The following is a 19,541-nucleotide window of genomic DNA, read 5'->3' as shown; positions in this document are numbered from 1 at the left end:
GATGCGCATCTACACGCATCCGGCCTGCACGCGCCACGACCCGGGTCCGGGTCATGCCGAGCGGCCGTTGCGTCTGGTCGCCGTCACCGAAGCGCTGCGCGAGGCCTACCCTTCGCTCGACTGGCGCGAAGCGCCCGGCGCCAGCCGCGGCCAGTTGCTGCGCGCGCACGGCGACGCCCTGCTCTCGCTGATCCTGGATACCCAGGTCGACGGCCCGATGGCGCTCGACCCCGACACCGTGCTCGCGCCCGGCTCGGCCGAGGCCGCGCTGCGCGCCGCCGGCGCCGGCATCGCCGCGGTCGACAGCGTGATCAAGGGCGAGGACAAGCGCGTGTTCTGCGCGGTGCGCCCGCCCGGTCACCACGCCACCGGCGATGCCGCGATGGGCTTCTGCCTGTTCAACAACATCGCCGTCGCCGCCGCCCATGCCTGCGAAAAACACCACCTGGAGCGGGTGGCGGTGATCGATTTCGACGTCCATCACGGCAACGGCACCCAGGCGATCTTCGACACCGACCCGCGAGTGCTGTACGTCAGCTCGCACCAGATGCCGCTGTACCCGGACACCGGCTACGCCCACGAGCGCGGCATCGGCAACATCATCAATGCCCCGCTGCCGGCCGGCACCGGCAGTGCAGGCTTCCGCAAGGTCTGGCGCGAGCACCTGCTGCCGACCATCGACTCGTTCCGTCCGCAGTTGGTGCTGATCTCCGCCGGCTTCGACGCCCACCGCCGCGACCCGCTGGCCCAGGTCGAACTCGACGGCGAGGACTTCGCCTGGATCACCCGCGAGCTGGTCGCGATCGCCGAGCGCCACGCACTGGGGCGGGTGGTGTCGATGCTCGAAGGCGGCTACGACCTGGCAGCGCTGCGCGAGAGCGCGGTGGCGCATGTGGGCGCCTTGATGGAGTGAGGGTGCGGTCGCGACTTGCGTCGCTCCGGTGGATTCGTGGCATGCGTTGTAGGGTCCCCGGCCTTTGTAGGAGCGACGTGAGTCGCGACAAGGGACTCGCAGCGGCCGCAAAGCCGACGTTATCGATCGAAGCGCAGTGGTTTCGCAGGGTAGGAGCGGCGCAAGCCGCGACATCGCTGCGGCGGTCTCGCGGCGTCTCGATCCGAAAATTTCAAATCAAAATCAAACCCAAAGCTTCCGCCACTAAAGCGGCGGGTTACTTTCTTTTGTCATAAGCAACAAAAGAAAGGTAACCGAAGAAAAGTGCTTTTCTTTGAATCAAGGGCCCGCGTGTTCGATGCATACGCGGTGATTTTTCATACGGGACGTCCTTGTCCTGATGAAAAACGGCGCGCATCCCTGCGCGCCGCCCTCCGGGTCTTCTATGGCCTTCGCTAGGTCGAGGCGGCGCACGGCTAGCGCCAGAGCAAGGGCCAGGGCGGAGCAGATCGAAGGTTTAGGCGCCACGATCCGCGAACAGGGACGCACCGGCTTGGGGATCACGGTCGCGGCTTGCGCCGCTCCTACCCTTGGGACGCCGGCCGGCGAGAGAGGCCGTGGTCGCGACTTACGCCGCTCCTAAAAGGCCAGCCCCAGCACCGCAAATCCCGCGCACTCGCCCCTGTAGGAGCGACGTAAGTCGCGACCGCGGAATGTGCGGGGGTGACGAGGCCGTCGTCGTCCGCCGAAGCCGGGTGTCCTCGCCGGGGCAGGAGCGGCCCGGGCCGCGATCGGGGGCTAGCCGGCGCCTTAAGAAGGGCCGGGCGCGCCCGGAGCCGGCATCAGCCCGCCGCCGGCTCCGGCTCGAACCCCAGCGCCGCGGAGTTGATGCAGTAGCGCAGGCCGGTCGGCTTCGGGCCGTCCGGGAACACGTGGCCCAAGTGCGACTGGCAGCGCGCGCACTTGACCTCGATCCGGCGCATACCGTGACTCTCGTCGGCGACCTCGGTCACCGCGTCGGGGCGCAAAGGCTGCCAGTAGCTCGGCCAGCCGCTGCCGGAATCGTACTTGGCCTGCGAGGAGAACAGGGCCTCGCCGCAGGCGGCGCAGGTGTAGGTGCCGGTCTCCTTGTGGTTCCAGAAGCGCCCGGTGAAGGCCCGCTCGGTCGCCGAACAACGGCAGACGGCGTATTGCTCCGGCGACAGCTGCTCGCGCCATTCAGCTTCGCTCTTCTCGACCGGTGCCGAGGGCGGACTGGGGTGCTGGCTCATGACTCCTCCGTGGGGGCGGTCGCGTTCGGGGAAAATGAACGCCGATGCCGCTTAGATGGCGCCCGCGTTGCCCGCTTGCAAGGGATACGGCAAGCTAACGACCGTTTTTCCGTCCACCGGATGCTCGCGTGCGCAAACCCCTTCGCCTGCTCCCGTTGTCGCTGTGCATCGCCATCGCCCTGCCCGCTTATGCGGCGGACGACAACGAGAACTGGGGCCTGTGCCCGTTGATCGACGCGGTGCCGTCCTTCGACGACGCCCCGGCCCCGACCGGCACCGCCGAACAACGCGCCGAACAGCCGACCGATATCGACGGCGGCACCCTGCAGCGGGCCGGCACCGACGACAACATCGTCGTCCAGGACAATGTGCGCTTGAGCCGCGGCGACCAGTTCCTGGGTACCGACAAGCTCAGCTACCACCAGGAATCGGGCAAGTACACGGCCGAGGGCCATGTCCGCTACCAGGACTCGAGCATGCGCCTGGTCGCCGAGCGCGCCGAGGGCGACCAGAACGCCGACCAGCACCGGATCGAGGACGTCGAATACCAGCTGACCGCGCGCCGCGGCAACGGCGGGGCCGAGCGCATCGAGCTCAACGGCGCCAAGGGCGCCCTGCACGGCTCGACCTATTCGACCTGCGCGCCGAACCAGCGCTCCTGGGAGCTGCGCGCCCACCGCATCGACATCGACACCGCCGAGGGCATGGGCGTGGCGCGCAACGCCACCCTGCGCATCGGCAAGGTGCCGGTGCTGTACGTGCCCTGGTTCGTGTTCCCGGTCGACGATCGCCGCCGCACCGGCCTGCTGTACCCGAACATCGGCCTGTCGGGCAAGAACGGCTTCGACTGGCGCCAGCCGATCTACCTCAACCTGGCGCCGAACTACGACGCCACCCTGTATCCGCGCTACATGAGCAAGCGCGGCGTGGCCATGGGCGGCGAGTTCCGCTGGCTGTACGGCAGCGGCTCGGGCGAGGTCTCGGGCAACTGGATGCCGAACGACGACCTGGCCGGCAACGACCCGGGTCGTTACACCGACTACCGCCGCGACCCGCCGGTGCAGATCCCGCGCGACCGCATGCCCGACAAGAACCGCGGCGAGTTCGCGCTGAAGACCACCCACCGCCTCGACGGCACTTGGTATGCCTCGGCCAATCTGGCCTGGGTCAGCGATAAATACTACCTGCAGGACTTCAGCAACAGCCTGTACGGCCAGTCGGCGATCTCGCTGCGCAGCGAAGTCGGCCTGTACGGCCGCGGCCGCTACTGGGACGCGAGCCTGATCGCCGACCACAACCAGCTGGCCGACTTCACCCTGCAGGAGAATTCGCTGGCCTACGACCGCCTGCCGCGCGCGACCTTCCATTGGGCGCAGCCATTCGGCAAGTGGGTCGAAGCCGGCGTCGACACCGAGGCGGTGCGTTTCCAGCACGAGGACGTCAAGTTCACCCCCGGCGATCCCAACGCGCCGGTCGGGTTGCGCCGCGACATGCCCGGCGGCAGCCGCTTCGACGTCAAGCCTTTCGTCAGCTTCCCGCTCGAAGGCGCCAGTTGGTTCATCCGCCCGAAGCTGGCCTGGCGCTACACCGCCTACGAGCTGGAACGCGGCATGGCCGAGCAGATGGCCGAGCAGCAGGCCGCGGCCTTCGTCGCCGCCAACCCGACCGTGCCCAACACCCCGGAGCTGGTGCGCAGCTTCTACGACAAGTCGCCGAACCGCAGCGTGCCGATCACCTCGATCGACGCGGGCATGTATTTCGATCGCGAGACCGAAATCCGCGGCGACCACTACCTGCACACCCTGGAACCGCGCGTGTTCTACCTGCGCGCGCCGTACCGCGACCAGGCCGGCATACCGCTGTTCGACACCAACCCGATGTCGTTCAGCTGGGGCGCGCTGTTCCGCGACAACCGCTACACCGGCGCCGACCGCCAGACCGACGCCAACCAGCTCACCACTGCCCTGACCACGCGCCTGATCAGCCAGGACGACGGCCGCGAGCGGCTGGCGGCGAGCATCGGCCAGATCCAGTACTTCGACGACATCCGCGTCGTCGCCGGCGCCGAAACCCCGATCAAGCAGGGCAAGTCGGCCTGGGTGGCCGACGTCAGCGTGTCGCCGAGCGACCGCTGGACGATCAACGCGACCTACCAGTGGGACCCCAAGCTGCGCAGCGAGGACCTCGCCAGCCTGCGTGCGCGCTACCTGTTCGGCAACAACGGCGTGGTCAATTTCGGCTATCGCTACCGCCGCGACCTGTCGGTCTCGCCGACCGCGCCGAAGGACAGGCGCGACCTGTTCGAGCAGGCCGATTTCTCGTTCCTGTACCCGATCAACGACAACTGGAGCGTGGTCGGCCGCTATTACTACTCGATCAAGGACAAGCGCGCGCTCGAACAGATCGCCGGCGTGCAGTGGGAAAGCTGCTGCCTGGCGGTCCGCCTGATCGCCCGCCGCTACCAGCGCAATCGCTCCGAAGACCTCAACAGCTCGCTTCAGGTGGAGTTCGAGCTCAAGGGCCTAGGCTCCGCCGGCCAGAACACGGAGCGCGTTTTGCGCCGTGCTATTCTCGGCTATAACCGCGACGACCTGTATCTGGCGCCGCCGTCTCCCACGGTCAGCCGCCAAAATCGCGGCGACGACGCCGACTCGACTCTCGAACCGACCCTATGAACAAATTCTTCGCGAGCCCGCTCCTGGCGAGCCCGGTTTTGGCAAGTCTGCTGGCCGCCGGCCTGCTGTTCGGCGGGAACGTCCGGGCTCAGGATCTGCAACCGATCGACCGCATCGCGGCGGTGGTGGACGAGGACGTGATCCTCAAGACCGAGCTCGACCGCGCCATCGCCAACATCATGAGCCAGTACGCCGGCCGCACCGACCAGTTGCCGCCGCGCGACGTGCTCGAGCGCCAGGTGCTCGAGCGCCTGATCCTGCTCAAGATCCAGGTCGCCCAGGCTCAGGGCACCGGCGTGCGGGTGACCGATCAGGAAATCGATCAGGCCATCGGCAACATCGCCGCCTCCAACAAGATCAGCGTCGACCAGCTGCGCCAGCAGTTGGCCCGCGACGGCAGCTCCTATAACGACTTCCGCAGCTCGATCCGCGACGAACTGCTGGTCCAGCGTCTGCGCCAGCGCTTCGCCCAGACCCGCATTTCGGTCAGCGACGCCGAAATCGACGCGGCCCTGGCCGCGCAGGCCAACAGCGGCACCCAGTACCACCTCGCCCACATCCTGATCGCCCTGCCCGAAGGCGCCACGCCCGAGCAGATCGCGACCGCGCAGAAGAAGGTCGAAGGCGTGAAGGCGCTGATCGACAAGGGCGAGATGGACTTCAACGCCGCCGCCGTGCGCTATTCCGACAGCCCCAATGCGCTGGAAGGCGGCGATCTGGGCTGGCGCGGCCTCGACGAAATCCCGGCCGCGTTCGCCGAGCTGATGCGAAAGATGAGCGCCGGCCAGGTCACCGAGCCGATCCGCGGCCCGAGCGGCTTCCAGTTGCTCAAGCTGGTCGAAGTCCGCGACGCCTCGCAGTCCGGCCCGAAGTTGGTCACCCAGTTCAACGCCCGCCACATCCTGGTCCGCATCAGCGACACCGTCAGCGAAGCGCAGGCCAAGGCCAAGGCCGAGACCCTGCGCGCACGTATCGCCGGCGGCGCCAAGTTCGAGGACGTGGTCAAGGAAAGCTCGGAAGACCTGGCCTCGCAGGCCAAGGGCGGCGATCTGGGCTGGTTCACCCAGGACGAGTTCGGTCCCGAGTTCGGCGGCGCCGTCGCGGCGCTGGCCGACAACGAAATTTCCCAGCCGATCCACAGCCAGGCCGGTTACCACATCGTCCAGCGCATCGGCAGCCGCCAGAGCGACGTCGCCGACCAGAGCAAGCGCGCCCAGGTCCAGGAGACCATCGGCCGCCGCAAGCTCGAGGAAGAATGGAACCGCTACCTGCGCGAGAAGCGCGGCGAAGCCTTCGTCGACTTCCGCATCGGCAAGGCCGCGGAAGAAAACGCCGCACCGGCGGAACCGGCCAAGCCGGCCGCCTCCGGCGGCTGAGGTGACCCTGCCCCGGCTCGCGCTGGTGCCGGGCGAGCCGGCCGGCGTCGGGCCGGAGCTCTGCCTGCGGCTGCTGCAGCAGCCGCGCGACTACGACCTGGTCGCCTTCGCCGATGCGCGCAGCCTGCGCGCCGCCGCCGACGCACTCGGCCTGCCCCTGACCCTGCTGCCGCCGGACCGCCCCTCGCGGGCACCCGGCGAACTGGCCCTGGTCGACCTGCCTAACGCCGTCGTCCCCGCCTTCGGCCAGCCCGAGCCGCGTAACGCCGCAGCGGTGATCGGCGCGCTGCGTGCCGGCGCCGAGGGCTGCCTGCGCGGCGAGTTCGACGGCCTGGTCACCGGCCCGGTGCACAAGGCGGTGATCAACGAGGGCGGCATCGCCTACACCGGCACCACCGAGCTGCTCGCCGACCAGGCCGGCTGCGAGGTGGTGATGATGCTCGCCAACGACATCGTCCGGGTCGGCCTGGCCACCACCCACCTGCCGCTGCGCGCGGTCGCCGACGCGATCGAGCCGGTCGCGCTGGCCCGCACCCTGCGCATCGTCGAGGCGGCGCTGCGCCGCGACTTCGGCATCGCCGCACCGGTCCTCGCCGTGCTCGGCCTCAACCCGCACGCGGGCGAGGCCGGCCACATGGGCCGCGAGGAGATCGAGGTCATCGAGCCGGTGCTGGCGGCGCTGCGCGCGCAAGGCCTGAACCTGGTCGGCCCGCTGCCGGCCGACACCGCCTTCCTGCCGGCCAAGCTGCGCGGCTTCGACGCGGTGCTGGCGATGTACCACGACCAGGGCCTGCCGGTGCTCAAGTACAGCGGCTTCGAGCGTGCGGTGAACATGACCCTGGGACTACCCTATCCGCGCGTCGCGGTCGATCACGGCACCGCGCTCGACCTCGCCGGCCGCGGCCTGGCCGATCCGTCCAGCCTGATCGCCGCCGCCGAAACCTGCGCGCGCATCGCGCGCACCCGCCGCAGCACGTCCGGAGGCACGCCATGACCGGCACGGCCAGATCGCACGCCAAGGGCTTCAAGCCCGAGGCCAAGAAACACTTGGGCCAGCACTTCCTGCATGACGGCGGCATCATCGCCATGATCGTGCACGCGGTGGACCCCAAGCCCGGCGACCGTCTGGTCGAGATCGGCCCCGGCCAGGGCGCGATCACCTTCCCCCTGCTCGACCGCCACGGCGAACTGACCGTGATCGAGTTCGACCGCGACCTGATCTTTCCCTTGACCGACGGCGCGCGCGCCCACGGCACCCTGGAAGTGATCCACCGCGACGTGCTGACCGTGGATTTCACCGCGCTGGCCAACGAGGACAAGATCCGTCTGGTGGGCAACCTGCCCTACAACCTGTCCTCGCCGATCCTGTTCCATGCGCTCGACCATGCCGCGGCGATCCGCGACATGCACTTCATGCTGCAGAAGGAAGTGGTCGACCGCATGGCCGCCGGCCCCGGCAGCAAGGTCTTCGGCCGCCTCAGCGTGATGCTGCAGGCGTATTGCCAGGTGATCGCCCTGTTCGATGTCCCGCCGGGCGCGTTTCGTCCGCCGCCGAAGGTCGATTCGGCGGTGGTGCGGATGATCCCGCACGCGCCCGACAAGATCGGCATCGTCGACCATGCGCTGTTCGCGCGAGTGGTCCGCGACGCCTTCGGCCAGCGGCGCAAGACCCTGCGCAATGCGTTGTCGCAGGTCTGCGACGGCGCCGCGATCGAAGCCGCCGGGCTGCGCCCGGACGCGCGCGCCGAGCAGATCGAGGTCGCCGATTTCGTGACCCTGGCCAACTCGCTCGCCGCCAGCGGCGCAGTCCTGGCCGAGCCCGGCCGGAACTAGCGCCGGTACGGCGCGTCCGAGCCGCGGGCATGCCCGCAGCGAAGGCGCAAAGCGTGTCCTGCGGCGTCGCGTACCGGACGCCGGCCCGATGCTACCGCGCCCGAGCGGGTTCGCCGCACCGGCCGCAGGCCGCGAGCCACGGCGATTATCCTCGCGGTTTCCACCGAGGCCCGCCCGCCGATTATCACGACCTGCGGCCGGCTCGCTACGGGCCGGCGATTTCGGCCGGCGATTTCGGCCGGGAATTCCGGGGCGATGCGGTTATTTTCACGACTCATTCCCGCTTCATGCCCGCTTTGCTTAAACTGCCGCCATGGAACACCACCACGACTACGCTTTCGACATCGACGTGGCGACCCGCTACCTGGACGATCAGTCCGAACCGGAGCAGGACCGCTACGTCTTTGCCTACACCATTCATATCCGCAACGCCGGCAAGATTCCCGCGCGCCTGATATCGCGCCACTGGGTCATCACCGACGCGAACGGCAAGGTGCAGGAAGTGCGCGGCGAAGGCGTGGTGGGCGAACAACCGTGGTTGCGTCCGGGCGACGACTACGAGTACACCTCGGGCGCCGTGCTGGAAACCAGCTTGGGGACGATGGAAGGCAGTTACGCGATGGTCGCCGACGACGGCACCCGCTTCGACGCGCAGATTCCGCCGTTCACGCTCACCATCCCGCGCACCCTGCATTGAGCGCGGACCACGTATGAGCGTTTGGGCAATAGGCGACCTCCAGGGCTGTTACGACGCGACCCAGCGCTTGCTGGAACGGATCGCGTTCGATCCGGCGCGCGACACGCTGTGGTTCTGCGGCGATCTGGTCAACCGCGGCGGGCAGTCGCTGGAGACCCTGCGCCTGGTGCATTCGCTGCGCCAGAGCAGCATCGTCGTCCTCGGCAACCACGACCTGTCGCTGCTCGCGATCGGCGAGCGCACCGAGGAAGAACAGCGCAAGGTCAACCCCGACCTGCAGCGCATCGTACTGGCCGAGGACCGCAACGAACTGCTCGGCTGGCTGCGCATGCAGAAGCTGGTCCAGGTCGACCGCAAGCTCGGCTGGATGATGGTGCACGCCGGCCTGGCGCCGAAGTGGACCACCGGCATGGCCGAGCGCCATGCGCGCGAGGTCGAAGAGCGGCTGCACGGCGACCAGTACCGGCGCTTGCTCAAGAACATGTACGGCGACCGCCCGGCCTGGAATCCCAAGCTGGCCGGCATCGATCGCCATCGCGCGATCATCAACATCTTCACCCGCCTGCGTTATTGCACGCCGCGCGGCCGCATCGCCTTCGAGGACAAGGGCAGCCCGGGCACCCAGCCGGTCGGCCTCTACCCCTGGTACGAAGTGCCGGGCCGCGCCGAGCGCGACCTCAAGATCGTCTGCGGGCACTGGTCCACCCTCGGCCTTTTCATCGGCCATGGCGTGCATGCGATCGACACCGGCGCGGTCTGGGGCGGCAAGTTGACCGCGCTGCAACTCGACACCGACGAACTGCGATTGGTGCAGGTGCCCGGGCGCGACGTGCCGGCCAATCCGCCGCGGCCTCGCCCGCCGCGCCAGCCGCAGAACCAGGGCTGAGCCGATGCGCCACGGACGGCGATCCACCGCTTGCGCGATCGCGGCTGCCGCCGCGCTGACGTTCGCTGCGGCCTGCTCGCGCGCGCCGCAGGAGCCGGCGCCGCGAGCGCCCGGGCCGGACAAGAGCAGCGAGACTTCGTCGCCAGCCGGCGACGCGGCCACGCGCATGCCGTCGCCGCCCCTGGTCGCCGCCGCGCGCGCGCAGATCGGCGTGACCCGTCTCTACGACCCGGCCTATGTGCGCTTGTCCTATCCGGGCGGCGACGTCGCCGCCGATCGCGGCGTCTGCACCGACGTAGTGATCCGCGCCCTGCGCACCCAGGGGCTCGACCTGCAGCAAGCCGTGCACGAAGACATGCGCGCGAACTTCGCCGCCTATCCGTCGATGTGGCGCGCGACCGCGACCGACCGCAGCATCGATCACCGCCGCGTGCCGAACCTGCGCCGCTGGTTCGAGCGCCAGCGCTGGTCGCTGCCGGTCAGCGACCGCGCCGCCGACTACCGGCCCGGCGATCTGGTCACCTGGGACCTCGGCCGCGGCGTGCCGCACATCGGCATCGTCTCCGACCGCAAGTCCTACCGGGGCCGGCCGCTGATCCTGCACAACATCGCCCGCGGCACCCAGGAAGACGACCTGCTGTTCGACTACGCCATCACCGGCCACTATCGGCCACGGCTGGAGCGCGGCAGCGCGAGCCTGGCGCGCTAGCCAGTGCCGTCATCCCCGCGAAGGCGGGGTCCACCGGACTCACCCCTACAGAACTTGCACGACCGCGCCCCTAAGCTTGAGCGCCCGGTCGAAAGCTCGTTCTCGCACGTCCCTTCATGGCCATCGTCACCGCGAAGGCGGCGATCCAAAGCCGCCCGTTATGGACTCTCCGTCAGTCCATTCCCAAGCGCAGATAATCGACGAACTCGAACCCGAACTCGTTGCGCGCGTCGGCCGCATGCGCCTGGCGCGAGACCACTCGCCACTCGGCCGCATCGAAGCGCGGAAAAAAGGCGTCGGCGCCTTCCACTTCGGTATCGACCCGGGTCAGGTACAGACGCGTGGCCGCGGCCAGGCACAGCGCATAGACCTCGCCGCCGCCGATCACGCACAACTCGGCGGCGCCGTCGGCCTGCGCCAGTTCCAATGCCTGCTCGACCGAACCCACCGCTTCCATGCCGGCGAACGGCACTTCGCCGGAACGGGTCAACACCAGGTTGCGCCGGCCCGGCAAGGCGCGGCCGAGCGACTGCGCAGTCTTGCGCCCCATCAGCAGCGGCTTGCCGAGGGTCAGCGCCTTGAAACGCTTGAGATCGTCGGACAGGCGCCACGGCAAGGCGTTGTCGCGGCCGATGGCGTGCTTGCGGTCGAGCGCGGCGATCAGGCTCAGTTGCGGGAGGGCGGATGCGATCATTCCAGGGCCTCTTCAAGAAGGTGCGACAGCCGCACACGCGGCATCGAGCGGCCGTCGCCGTCGAACTCGATAACGTCGAGCTTCCACACGCCGCCGTCGCGCCGCATCGGCGCATGCGCCGGCAACGAACGCGATGAAAAGCCCAATGCCGAGCCGGCAATGGCTGCTCGCAGCATGCTCTCTCCTGCGGCGCCATCGATGGCGCCGGCAGCGACCACGCTAACCTCGCGCGCGTTCAAACCGCGTCTAGCACGGTCGCGCCGGCGGCCGGCTTAGACCGCGACCGGCGCCTTGATCGCCGGCAGTGGGTCGTAGCCCTCGATCGCGATGTCGTCGTAGCCGAAGTCCAAGATGTCCCGGACTTCGGGATTGAGTTTCAAGCTCGGCAGCGCCCGCGGCGTGCGCGCGAGCTGCTCGCGCGCCTGCTCGTAGTGGTTCGAGTACAGATGCGCATCGCCGAGGGTATGGACGAAATCGCCGACGCCCAGGCCGCAGACCTGCGCGACCATGTGGGTCAGCAGCGCGTAGCTGGCGATATTGAACGGCACGCCGAGGAAGATGTCGCCGCTGCGCTGATACAGCTGGCAGCTGAGTTTGCCGTCGGCGACGTAGAACTGGAACAGCGCATGGCAGGGCATCAGGGCCATCCGCGGCAGGTCGGCGACGTTCCAGGCGCTGACGATCAGCCGGCGCGAATCGGGATTGCGCTTGATCTCGTCGATCACCCAGCGGATCTGGTCGATCTCGACGCCATCGGCGCCTGCCCAGCGACGCCACTGCTTGCCGTAGACCGGGCCGAGTTCGCCGTCGGGGTCGGCCCACTCGTCCCAGATGCTGACCTTGTGTTCTTTCAGGTAGGCCGTGTTGGTCTCGCCCTTGAGGAACCACAGCAGCTCATGGACGATCGAGCGCAGGTGCAGTTTCTTGGTGGTGACCAGCGGGAAGCCGGCGTTCAAGTCGAAGCGCAGCTGCCAGCCGAACACGCTGCGCGTGCCGGTGCCGGTGCGATCGGATTTCTCGGTGCCGTGCTCCAGCACGTGGCGTAGCAGGTCGAGGTACTGCTGCATGGTCTCAGCCCTTCGCCGGTTCGGCCGCGAGCGGCTGCGGTTGCAGGGTCGGCGAACGCGTCGACAGCCACAGCCAGAACAGGCCGAGCACGATCAGCGGCACGCTCAACACCTGGCCCATGGTCAGCCAGCCGAACGCGAGGTAGCCGTGATCGCCGATCTGCGCATCGGGCACGCGCACGAACTCGACCACGAAACGGAAGCAACCGTACAACAGCGCGAACAGGCCCGACACCGCATAGCGCGGACGCGGCTTGCTCGAGAACCACCACAACGCGGCGAACATCACCAGGCCTTCGAGCAGCGCCTGGTACAGCTGCGAGGGATGACGCGCGAACCGGTCCAGGCCGCCGCCGGCGAACTGGGTCTGCAACTGCTCGGCGGTCCAGCCGGCGAACTCCGGCGCGCGCGGGAAGATCACGCCCCAGCCGGCTTCGGTGGGCTTGCCCCACAACTCGCCGCCGATGTAGTTGCCCAGGCGGCCGAAACCCAGGCCCGGCGGCACCAGCGGGGCGACGAAATCCATCACGTCGAAGAAATGCGTGCGTTGACGGTGCGACCACCACAGCGCCGCGGCCATCACCCCGAGCAGGCCGCCGTGGAAACTCATGCCGCCTTCCCAGATGCGGAACAGCATCAAGGGGTCCTTGAGCAATTCGGCGAAGTTGTAGAACACCACGTAGCCGATGCGCCCGCCGAGCACCACGCCGAGCATGGCGTAGAACAGCAGATCGCCGTAGGCCTGCTCGCCGACGCCGGGCAGGCGCCCGTCGCGGACCCGGCGTCGCCCCAGCCACCAGGCGGTGACGAAACCGAGCAGATACATGATCCCGTACCAGTGGACTTGCAGCGGGCCGAGAGAGATCGCGATCGGGTCGATCTGGTGCAGGATGGTCATGCGGCGGACGATTCTTGAGGGACGATGACCGCCGTATTGTGCCCCACGCGGCCCGTACCCGGGGCGCCGCCCGGCCCCTGAAACCGGCACGGATACGGTGTTTCGACAGCGATCCGGCCCATTGCGGCAAACTCGCGCGCGCGTGGTGCCGATGCGGATGGCCGGCGGCGCCGAAGCCCGCGGCGCCAGCCGAGCCGGTTACAGCAAGACCGGGCGGTCCGGCAATTCGTTGCCGTCGCCGGGCGCGCCGCGTTCGCGCGGAAAGTGTTCTGCGACGATGTCCGACAAGGCGGCGATGCCGCCGAGCACCGCCGCCTCGGCGGCGCCGGCGCTCAAAGCCTGCTGGATGCCGTCGCAGACCGCCTGCCAGCGTTCGGGCCCGACCCGCGCGGCATAGCCGCGGTCGGCGACGATCTCGATGCGATGGTCGGCCAGCAACAGATACAACAGCACCCCGCTGTTGCCGGCGGTGTCCCAGACCCGCAGCTGGGCGAACGCGGCCTGCGCCGCCGCGCGCGCGTCCACGCCGGCGATCAACTGTCGCAACGGCAAGCGTTCTTCGACCGCGAAACAAACCTGGCCGTGGTGGCGCGATTCGCTCGCCGCGATGGCTTCGGCGATGCGCTGCAGCGCGGCCTCGGGAAACAGACGCCGCGCCGAGGGCGCGCACAGATGACGGAGCCAACGCATCACCAACTCCCCGAGGCGCCGCCGCCTCCGCTGGAACCGCCGCCGCCCGACCAGCCGCCTCCACCGCCTCCACCGCCGCCGCCCCAGCCACCGCCGCCGTAACCGCCCCAGCCGCCGCTGCGGACGAACTGCCCGCCGCCGCCGAGCAGGCCGACGAACAAGCCGACCAGCGCGGTCAGGCCGACCAGCCACCAGGCCAGCGCCAGCAGCCAGGCGATGCCGCCGACGACCAGTCCTGAGGCCAGCCCGCGCACCAGCGCCGGCAGCCGGCCGAGCACGGCGCGTACGACCTGCCCGCCGAAAATCGCGATGAAGAAGGCGAGCACCCAGCCCTGCTCGCCGCCGTTGCCGTCGCCCTGCGTCTGCCGCGCCATCGGCGGCGGCAGCGGTTCGCCGTCGATCAGCTTGACCAGCATGGCGGTCGCGTCGGTCAGGCCGCCGGCGTAATCGCCGCTGCGGAATTTCGGCGCGAGGTATTCCTGGATGATGCGGCCGGACTGGGCGTCGGTGATCGCGCCCTCCAGGCCGTAGCCGACTTCGATGCGCACGCGCCGGTCGTCCTTGGCCACGACCAGCAGCACGCCGTCGTCGACCTCCTTGCGCCCGAGCTTGAACTGCTCGTAGGCGCGCACCGCGTACGGCTCGATTTCCTCGGGCGCGGTGCTCGCCACCATCAGCACCTGCAACTGGCTGCCCTTGCGCTGCTGCAGCTCGCGCGCCTGCGCTTCCAGCCGCGCTCGCGTGTCGGCATCGAGCGTGCCGGTGGTGTCGACCACCGGCGAGGTCATCGCCGGGATGGGCGCGAGCGTCTGCGCCAGCGCCGGCCATGCGGCCGATGCCCACAGCAGCAGGCTCAGCCAGGCCGCGGCCCAGCCGATCGGCGTGCCGCGTGCGGACCCGCCTGCGCGTGCGGGAGGCGCCGACATCGGCCGGCGATCAGCCCTGCGCCGGGGCGGGCTGGGTGGGAGCAGGCTGGGCCGGCGCCGGCTGGCCGAAATCGACCTTCGGCGCCTGCTGGATCTCGGCCGGGTTTTCGACGGTGAAGTTGGGCTTGGTCGAATAGCCGAACAGCTTCGCGGTCAGATTGGTCGGGAACTGGCGGATGTAGGTGTTGTAGTCCTGGACCGCGCCGATATAACGCTGGCGTTCGACCGTGATCCGGTTCTCGGTGCCTTCGAGCTGGGTCTGCAGGCTCAGGAAGCCCTGGTCGGCCTTGAGCTGCGGGTAGTTCTCGCTGACCACGAGCAGGCGTCCGATCGCCCCGCGCAACTCGCCCTGGGCCTGCTCGAATTGCTTGAGCGACTCGGGATTGTTGGCGTCCACATTGATGCTGCCGACCTTGGCGCGCGCCTCGGTGACCTGGGTCAGCACTTGCTGCTCGTGGCTGGCATAGCCCTTCACCGTCGCCACCAGGTTCGGCACCAGGTCGGCGCGGCGCTTGTAGACGTTGAGCACCTGCGACCAGGCCGCGGCGACCGCCTCGTCCTTCTGCTGGATGGTGTTGTAGCCGCAGCCGCTGAGCAGCGCGGTCAGCGCAAGCACGATCAAGGCTCGGAACATGGCGCGGACTCCTGCTGGGTGACGGCCGCATTCCAGCATCGGCCGCCGGCCGGCGCAATGGACGCGGTGTGACGATGTCTGCGGGTCCGGGCGCGTGGAGCGGGCCGCCGCAAACGAACAGGGCCGGCAATCGCTTGCCGGCCCTGCGCTGCGATCGATTGGCGGCCCGGGGCCGCCCGGCGCCGGATTATTCGGCGCTGACGCGCCGCGAGGCGCGCTTCTTCGCCCACAGGTTCAGGCATTCGACCAGGGCCGAGAAGCCCATCGCGCCGTAGATGTAGCCCTTCGGGATATGCACTTCCAGGCCGTCGGCGATCAGGTACACGCCGACCAGGACGATGAAGGCCAGCGCCAGCATCTTGATGGTCGGGTTGTGGTCGATGAAATAGCCCAGCGGCTTGGACGCCAGCAGCATGACCGCCACGGCGAGCAGGATCGCGGCGACCATGACCGGGGTGTGGTTGGCCATGCCGACCGCAGCGATCACCGAGTCCAGCGAGAACACGATGTCGATGACCGCGATCTGGGCGATCACCGCCATGAACGAGGCCGCCGGCTTGGTGTGCACGTCTTCGGATTCGTCTTCGCCGACGATCAGGTCCTTGACCTCCATCGAGCCCTTTACCAGCAGGAAGGCGCCGCCGAGGATCAGCACCAGGTCGCGCACCGAGATGCCCTGGCCGAACACGCTGAACAGATCGTTGGTCAGGCCGGCCAGCCAGGCCAGGGTCAGCAGCAGTGCGATGCGCGAGATACAGGCCACCGCGATGCCGAACTTGCGCGCCTTCTCGCGGCTCTCGTAGGGCAGCTTGCTGACCGCGATCGAGATGAAGACGAGGTTGTCGATGCCCAGCACGATTTCGATCGCGCTCAGGGTGATCAGGGTGATCCAGACTTGCGGATCGGTCAGCAATTCAATCACGTGCGGCATACCTCAAGATGTCGATAACGGAGAAACCGCGGGCCGGACCCGCAGACGGCGCGCCGCGGGGGCGCGCCGGTGGGCCGCCGAGGCGGCCCGGATCGGCCGGCGACGAGGCCGGCCGCAATGCATGCGCAGGCGCGCTCAGCCCAGCAGGTGCGCCCACAAGCGCGGGCCGAGGATCGCGGCCCAGGTCAGCAGCACGTTCATCAGCAGCACGAACACCGCCGCCGAGCCCATGTCCTTGGCGCGTCCGGCCAGTTCGTGGAACTCCGGGCCGTAGCGTTCGATGACCGCCTCGACCGCGGAATTGAGCAGTTCCACGCTCAACACCAGCAGGATCGAGCCGATCAGCAGCACCCGCTCGACCCCGCTTTCGCCGAACCACCAGCCCACCGGCGCCAGGACCAGGAACAGATAGACCTCGAGCCTGAACGAGGACTCGTGCAACCAGGCCGCGCGCAGCCCCTGGAACGACCAGGTGGCGGCTTTCAGGATGCGTCCGGGACCACGCGGCAGATGCCCGTATTCGTCAGCCATGGAGGCGGATTCCCTGCACCGGGACGATCGCGGTACGACGGAGGCACTCGGGCGGAGACGGCTCGAAGGTCGGCATGGACGCGGGTCTCGATCGTGCGGGGCCGGAACGGGCCGGGCGCGGCCGACGGCCGCTACAGGGCGGGGATTTTGCCACAAGCTCGGCAGGGGCGCCCTGACCGCAGGGGGTCGGATCGTAGTTTTGGGGGCGGGCGGGCGGGCCGGGGCGCGGAAGGGGTTGTGGGGGTTGTGGGGGTTGTGGGGGTTGTGGGGGTTGTGGGGGTTGTGGGGGTTGTGGGGGTTGTGGGGGTTGTGGGGGTTGTGGGAGTCGTGGGAGTTGATGAGATTCGGGGGGCGTCGGCTGACCGGCATCGATTTCGGCTGCGGTCTTGCATTACCGATCGACCGGCCCCGTAGGGCGGCCCCGCGTGGTCGCCGCCGAGAAGGCCGGCCTGGTCCACGGGATGCGCGCCTGTCCCTGTAGGAGCGAGGCGAGTCGCGACCACGGGACGCGCAGGAGCAACGAGGCCGTCGTCATCCGTCGAAGCGGCAAGTTTTCGCCAGGGGTAGGAGCGGCGCAAGCCGCGACAGCGCTGCAGCGGTCTTGCGGCGTATCGCTCATCGAACGAGATCAAGATCAAGATCAAACCCAAAGCTTCCGCCACTAAAGCGGCGGGTTACTTTCTTGTGTCTAAAGCAACAAAAGAAAGGTAACCAAAGAAAAGTGCTTTGTTTTGAATCACAGGCCCGCGCGATCGATGCCGGCGCAGGGATGCTCCAGACAGGCCATCCATGGCCTGCTTGCGCACGGCCCGCATCCCTGCGGGCCGCCCTCCGGGTCTTCTGTGACCGGCAAAGCGGCAGATCAAAATCAAGGCAACGGCAACGGCGCCGCGTACCGACCACTGTAGGAGCGGCGTAAGCCGCGACCACGCAACCCCGCACCCGCGCAGGCGGCCGCAGATTCGCGGTCGCGGCTTGCGCCGCTCCTACCCCGGCGAAAGCGCGCCGCTTCGATGGGCGGCGTCGGCCTCGTTGGTTCTGCACGTTCCCTGGTCGCGGCTTACGCCGCTCCTACAGGGGATGGCGTCGCCGCCCTCAGGTTCTGTTGTTTGGCTGGTGCTGTGCGTCGATACGCACTCGCGAAGGCATAAGAAGACCCGAAGAGCGGCGCGCAGGGATGCGCGCCGTTTTTCATCGGGACAGGGATGTCCCGTATGAAAAATCCCCGCGAATGCATCGAACACGCGGGCCCTTGATTCAAAAAGGAGCATTTTTCTTTGGTTACCTTTCTTTTGTTGCTTTAGACAAAAGAAAGTAACCCGCCGCTTTAGTGGCGGAAGCTTTGGGTTTGATCTTGATCTAATCCGGATCCTGATCTTTCTTGAACGATGCGCCGCAAGACCGCCGCAGCGATGTCGCGGCTTGCGCCGCTCCTACCCTGCGAAACCACTACGCTTCGATCGATAACGTCGGCCTTGCGGCCGCTGCGAGTCCCCTTGTCGCGGCTCAGGCCGCTCCTACAAAGGGACGGGAAACATCGAGGCGAACACGCACCGTCGGAGCCTGCTCGACTCCTATCGCGCAGGCCTCGCCACCGCCACGTCTCGCTGCCAATAGCCGCGCAATTGGTCGCGCTGGCGCGGGCTCAGGCCTTCGCTGCAGGCGTCCAGCAATTCGTTGGCGGCGGCGGCATCGCCGGCGGTCCAGGATTCCCGCGCGGCCTCCAGCAGGGCGCGGCGGCGTACGTCCAGGTTGCCGAAGGGGTCGAACCAGGAATCCACGCGCGCTCCGTCCTTGACGCCGGTCCAGGCGAAACGGGCATCGCCGGCCTCGGCCGCGATCGCGCGGTAGCGGGCGATGGCGTCGCCGCGCTCAATCCGGCCTTGCAGCAGGTCCAGCCGCACCCGGAACAACCGCGCCTGCGGCGTCGCGCCGGCGGCTTCCAGCGCATCCACCGCGCGGCCGACGTACCCGTAGTCCACCGGCCCGGACGATTGCAGGCCGAGCAGGTTGAAACTCGCGATCGCGGTGCGGTATTCGATACGGTCGTGCGCGGCGAGCGCCTTCGCATCGGGCCGGCCCAACGACGACGGCTGCACCAGGCGCACGCCGGGGTCGTCTTTGAGGATCGCTTCTATGTCGTGCTTGTGGAATTCGCCCACGACCACCACCACGGTACCGCCGGGATGCGCGTGCGCCGCGGCGGCGATGCGCTGCGCCTGCAGGTAGGTGCGGTAGAGATAGAGCCGGCGCGGCAGGTCGTTTTTGGCGCGGGCCGCCGGGGTCGCCGCCCAGTTCGTCACCTTGTGCAGCCTGGCCGGGTCGTCGGCATGGAAGAAGTCGCGCGCCAGCGCCTCCGGGCCGAACGCGAGAAAGCCCATGAAGCCCTTGAGCGGACGCAGTTCCGGCGGTGCGTCCAGGCTCAGGCCGAAGCCGAGCCGCTGGTCCTCCACCGGCGGCTCCCAATCGATCGGGCACAGCTCGATCCCGTGCCGGCGCGCGAACGGCACCGCCACGTCCTGGACCTCGTAGGTGAACTCGTAGAAATCGCCGCGCGCGAACGCTTCCGGCGCGCGCTCGACGCAGATCGCATCGGGCCGGGCGCGATCGAGGAAGGCGTCCAGCAACGCCGGCTGGTCGCGTTCGGAGACCAGTTGCGCGGCGTGGTCGACGCCCAGGACGATCACCGTCGCCGGCGTCGCGCCGGCCTGCGCCGCGGCCTCCTGCAACGGCCACAGCAACAACACCACCAACCACCACTTGCTCATGTCCGCTCCGATGTGACCCGATCCGTTCCGATCCGGCCATCCCGGATCGCCGCCGGCACGATG

Annotated in this window: 19 protein-coding genes; 8 read left to right on the top strand and 11 right to left on the bottom strand. The window is 68.5% G+C overall.

The window, feature by feature from the left end:
• Position 1 precedes the first annotated feature (1 nt).
• Positions 2–913: a histone deacetylase family protein gene (locus AC6CH2_RS10640; RefSeq protein WP_498269231.1), complete on the top strand. Its 912-nt coding sequence runs from the start codon at positions 2–4 to the stop codon at positions 911–913.
• Positions 914–1,734: 821 nt separating this feature from the next.
• Here AC6CH2_RS10640 and msrB read toward each other — a convergent pair.
• Entirely contained in the window at positions 1,735–2,163 is a 429-nt protein-coding gene (gene msrB, locus AC6CH2_RS10635; RefSeq protein WP_498269230.1) for a peptide-methionine (R)-S-oxide reductase MsrB, read from the bottom strand.
• Positions 2,164–2,291: 128 nt separating this feature from the next.
• Between msrB and lptD the strand changes: the two genes are divergently transcribed.
• The 7 genes from lptD (at position 2,292) to AC6CH2_RS10600 (ending at position 10,339) form a co-directional block, all read left to right on the top strand.
• Positions 2,292–4,838: an LPS assembly protein LptD gene (gene lptD, locus AC6CH2_RS10630; protein WP_498269229.1), complete on the top strand. Its 2,547-nt coding sequence runs from the start codon at positions 2,292–2,294 to the stop codon at positions 4,836–4,838.
• Entirely contained in the window at positions 4,835–6,214 is a 1,380-nt protein-coding gene (locus tag AC6CH2_RS10625; RefSeq protein ID WP_498269228.1) for a peptidylprolyl isomerase, read from the top strand. Before lptD ends, AC6CH2_RS10625 begins: the two co-directional genes overlap by 4 nt.
• Before the next feature lies 1 nt (position 6,215).
• Positions 6,216–7,208, top strand: coding sequence for a 4-hydroxythreonine-4-phosphate dehydrogenase PdxA (gene pdxA / locus AC6CH2_RS10620; protein ID WP_498269227.1), 993 nt, complete (start codon positions 6,216–6,218; stop codon positions 7,206–7,208).
• The gene (gene rsmA / locus AC6CH2_RS10615; RefSeq protein ID WP_498269226.1) at positions 7,205–8,047 is read left to right on the top strand and encodes a 16S rRNA (adenine(1518)-N(6)/adenine(1519)-N(6))-dimethyltransferase RsmA; all 843 of its coding nucleotides are present in this window, start codon (positions 7,205–7,207) and stop codon (positions 8,045–8,047) included. The genes pdxA and rsmA overlap by 4 nt, the downstream gene beginning before the upstream one ends.
• A gap of 313 nt (positions 8,048–8,360) precedes the next feature.
• Positions 8,361–8,744: a Co2+/Mg2+ efflux facilitator ApaG/CorD gene (gene apaG, locus AC6CH2_RS10610; RefSeq protein WP_498269225.1), complete on the top strand. Its 384-nt coding sequence runs from the start codon at positions 8,361–8,363 to the stop codon at positions 8,742–8,744.
• Between the two features lie 13 nt (positions 8,745–8,757).
• On the top strand, positions 8,758–9,630 hold the full coding sequence (locus tag AC6CH2_RS10605) for a symmetrical bis(5'-nucleosyl)-tetraphosphatase (RefSeq protein WP_435396358.1): 873 nt from the start codon (positions 8,758–8,760) through the stop codon (positions 9,628–9,630).
• Between the two features lie 4 nt (positions 9,631–9,634).
• Positions 9,635–10,339, top strand: coding sequence for a DUF1287 domain-containing protein (locus AC6CH2_RS10600; RefSeq protein ID WP_498269224.1), 705 nt, complete (start codon positions 9,635–9,637; stop codon positions 10,337–10,339).
• 172 nt (positions 10,340–10,511) lie between these two features.
• Here the strand turns inward: AC6CH2_RS10600 and AC6CH2_RS10595 are convergent, their stop codons facing one another.
• From AC6CH2_RS10595 to AC6CH2_RS10550, 10 genes are all read right to left on the bottom strand, one after another.
• Complete coding sequence (locus AC6CH2_RS10595) at positions 10,512–11,033, bottom strand: dihydrofolate reductase (RefSeq protein ID WP_498269223.1); 522 nt, start codon at positions 11,031–11,033, stop codon at positions 10,512–10,514.
• Positions 11,030–11,209 carry a hypothetical protein gene (locus AC6CH2_RS10590; protein WP_498269222.1) on the bottom strand — a complete coding sequence of 60 codons (180 nt, stop codon included), beginning with the start codon at positions 11,207–11,209 and terminating at the stop codon, positions 11,030–11,032. The genes AC6CH2_RS10595 and AC6CH2_RS10590 overlap by 4 nt, the downstream gene beginning before the upstream one ends.
• A gap of 96 nt (positions 11,210–11,305) precedes the next feature.
• A complete protein-coding gene (locus tag AC6CH2_RS10585; protein ID WP_498269221.1) occupies positions 11,306–12,100 on the bottom strand; it encodes a thymidylate synthase in 795 nt (264 codons plus the stop codon).
• Positions 12,101–12,104: 4 nt separating this feature from the next.
• Positions 12,105–12,998, bottom strand: a complete 894-nt coding sequence (lgt, locus tag AC6CH2_RS10580) for a prolipoprotein diacylglyceryl transferase (protein ID WP_498269220.1) — start codon at positions 12,996–12,998, stop codon at positions 12,105–12,107.
• A gap of 198 nt (positions 12,999–13,196) precedes the next feature.
• A complete protein-coding gene (locus AC6CH2_RS10575) occupies positions 13,197–13,688 on the bottom strand; it encodes a TPM domain-containing protein (protein ID WP_498269219.1) in 492 nt (163 codons plus the stop codon).
• On the bottom strand, positions 13,688–14,566 hold the full coding sequence (locus tag AC6CH2_RS10570; protein WP_498269525.1) for a TPM domain-containing protein: 879 nt from the start codon (positions 14,564–14,566) through the stop codon (positions 13,688–13,690). Before AC6CH2_RS10570 ends, AC6CH2_RS10575 begins: the two co-directional genes overlap by 1 nt.
• A 58-nt stretch (positions 14,567–14,624) precedes the next feature.
• Complete coding sequence (locus AC6CH2_RS10565) at positions 14,625–15,248, bottom strand: LemA family protein (RefSeq protein WP_498269218.1); 624 nt, start codon at positions 15,246–15,248, stop codon at positions 14,625–14,627.
• Between the two features lie 187 nt (positions 15,249–15,435).
• Positions 15,436–16,179 (bottom strand): TerC family protein, encoded by a 744-nt coding sequence (locus AC6CH2_RS10560; protein ID WP_498269217.1) that lies wholly within the window; start codon positions 16,177–16,179, stop codon positions 15,436–15,438.
• A gap of 135 nt (positions 16,180–16,314) precedes the next feature.
• The gene (locus AC6CH2_RS10555) at positions 16,315–16,710 is read right to left on the bottom strand and encodes a diacylglycerol kinase (RefSeq protein ID WP_498269216.1); all 396 of its coding nucleotides are present in this window, start codon (positions 16,708–16,710) and stop codon (positions 16,315–16,317) included.
• A gap of 1,574 nt (positions 16,711–18,284) precedes the next feature.
• Positions 18,285–19,478, bottom strand: coding sequence for a hypothetical protein (locus AC6CH2_RS10550; protein ID WP_498269215.1), 1,194 nt, complete (start codon positions 19,476–19,478; stop codon positions 18,285–18,287).
• Positions 19,479–19,541 lie beyond the last annotated feature (63 nt).

Source organism: Lysobacter sp. GQ73, assembly GCF_059758755.1.
This window is presented reverse-complemented; position numbering and strand designations above follow the sequence as displayed.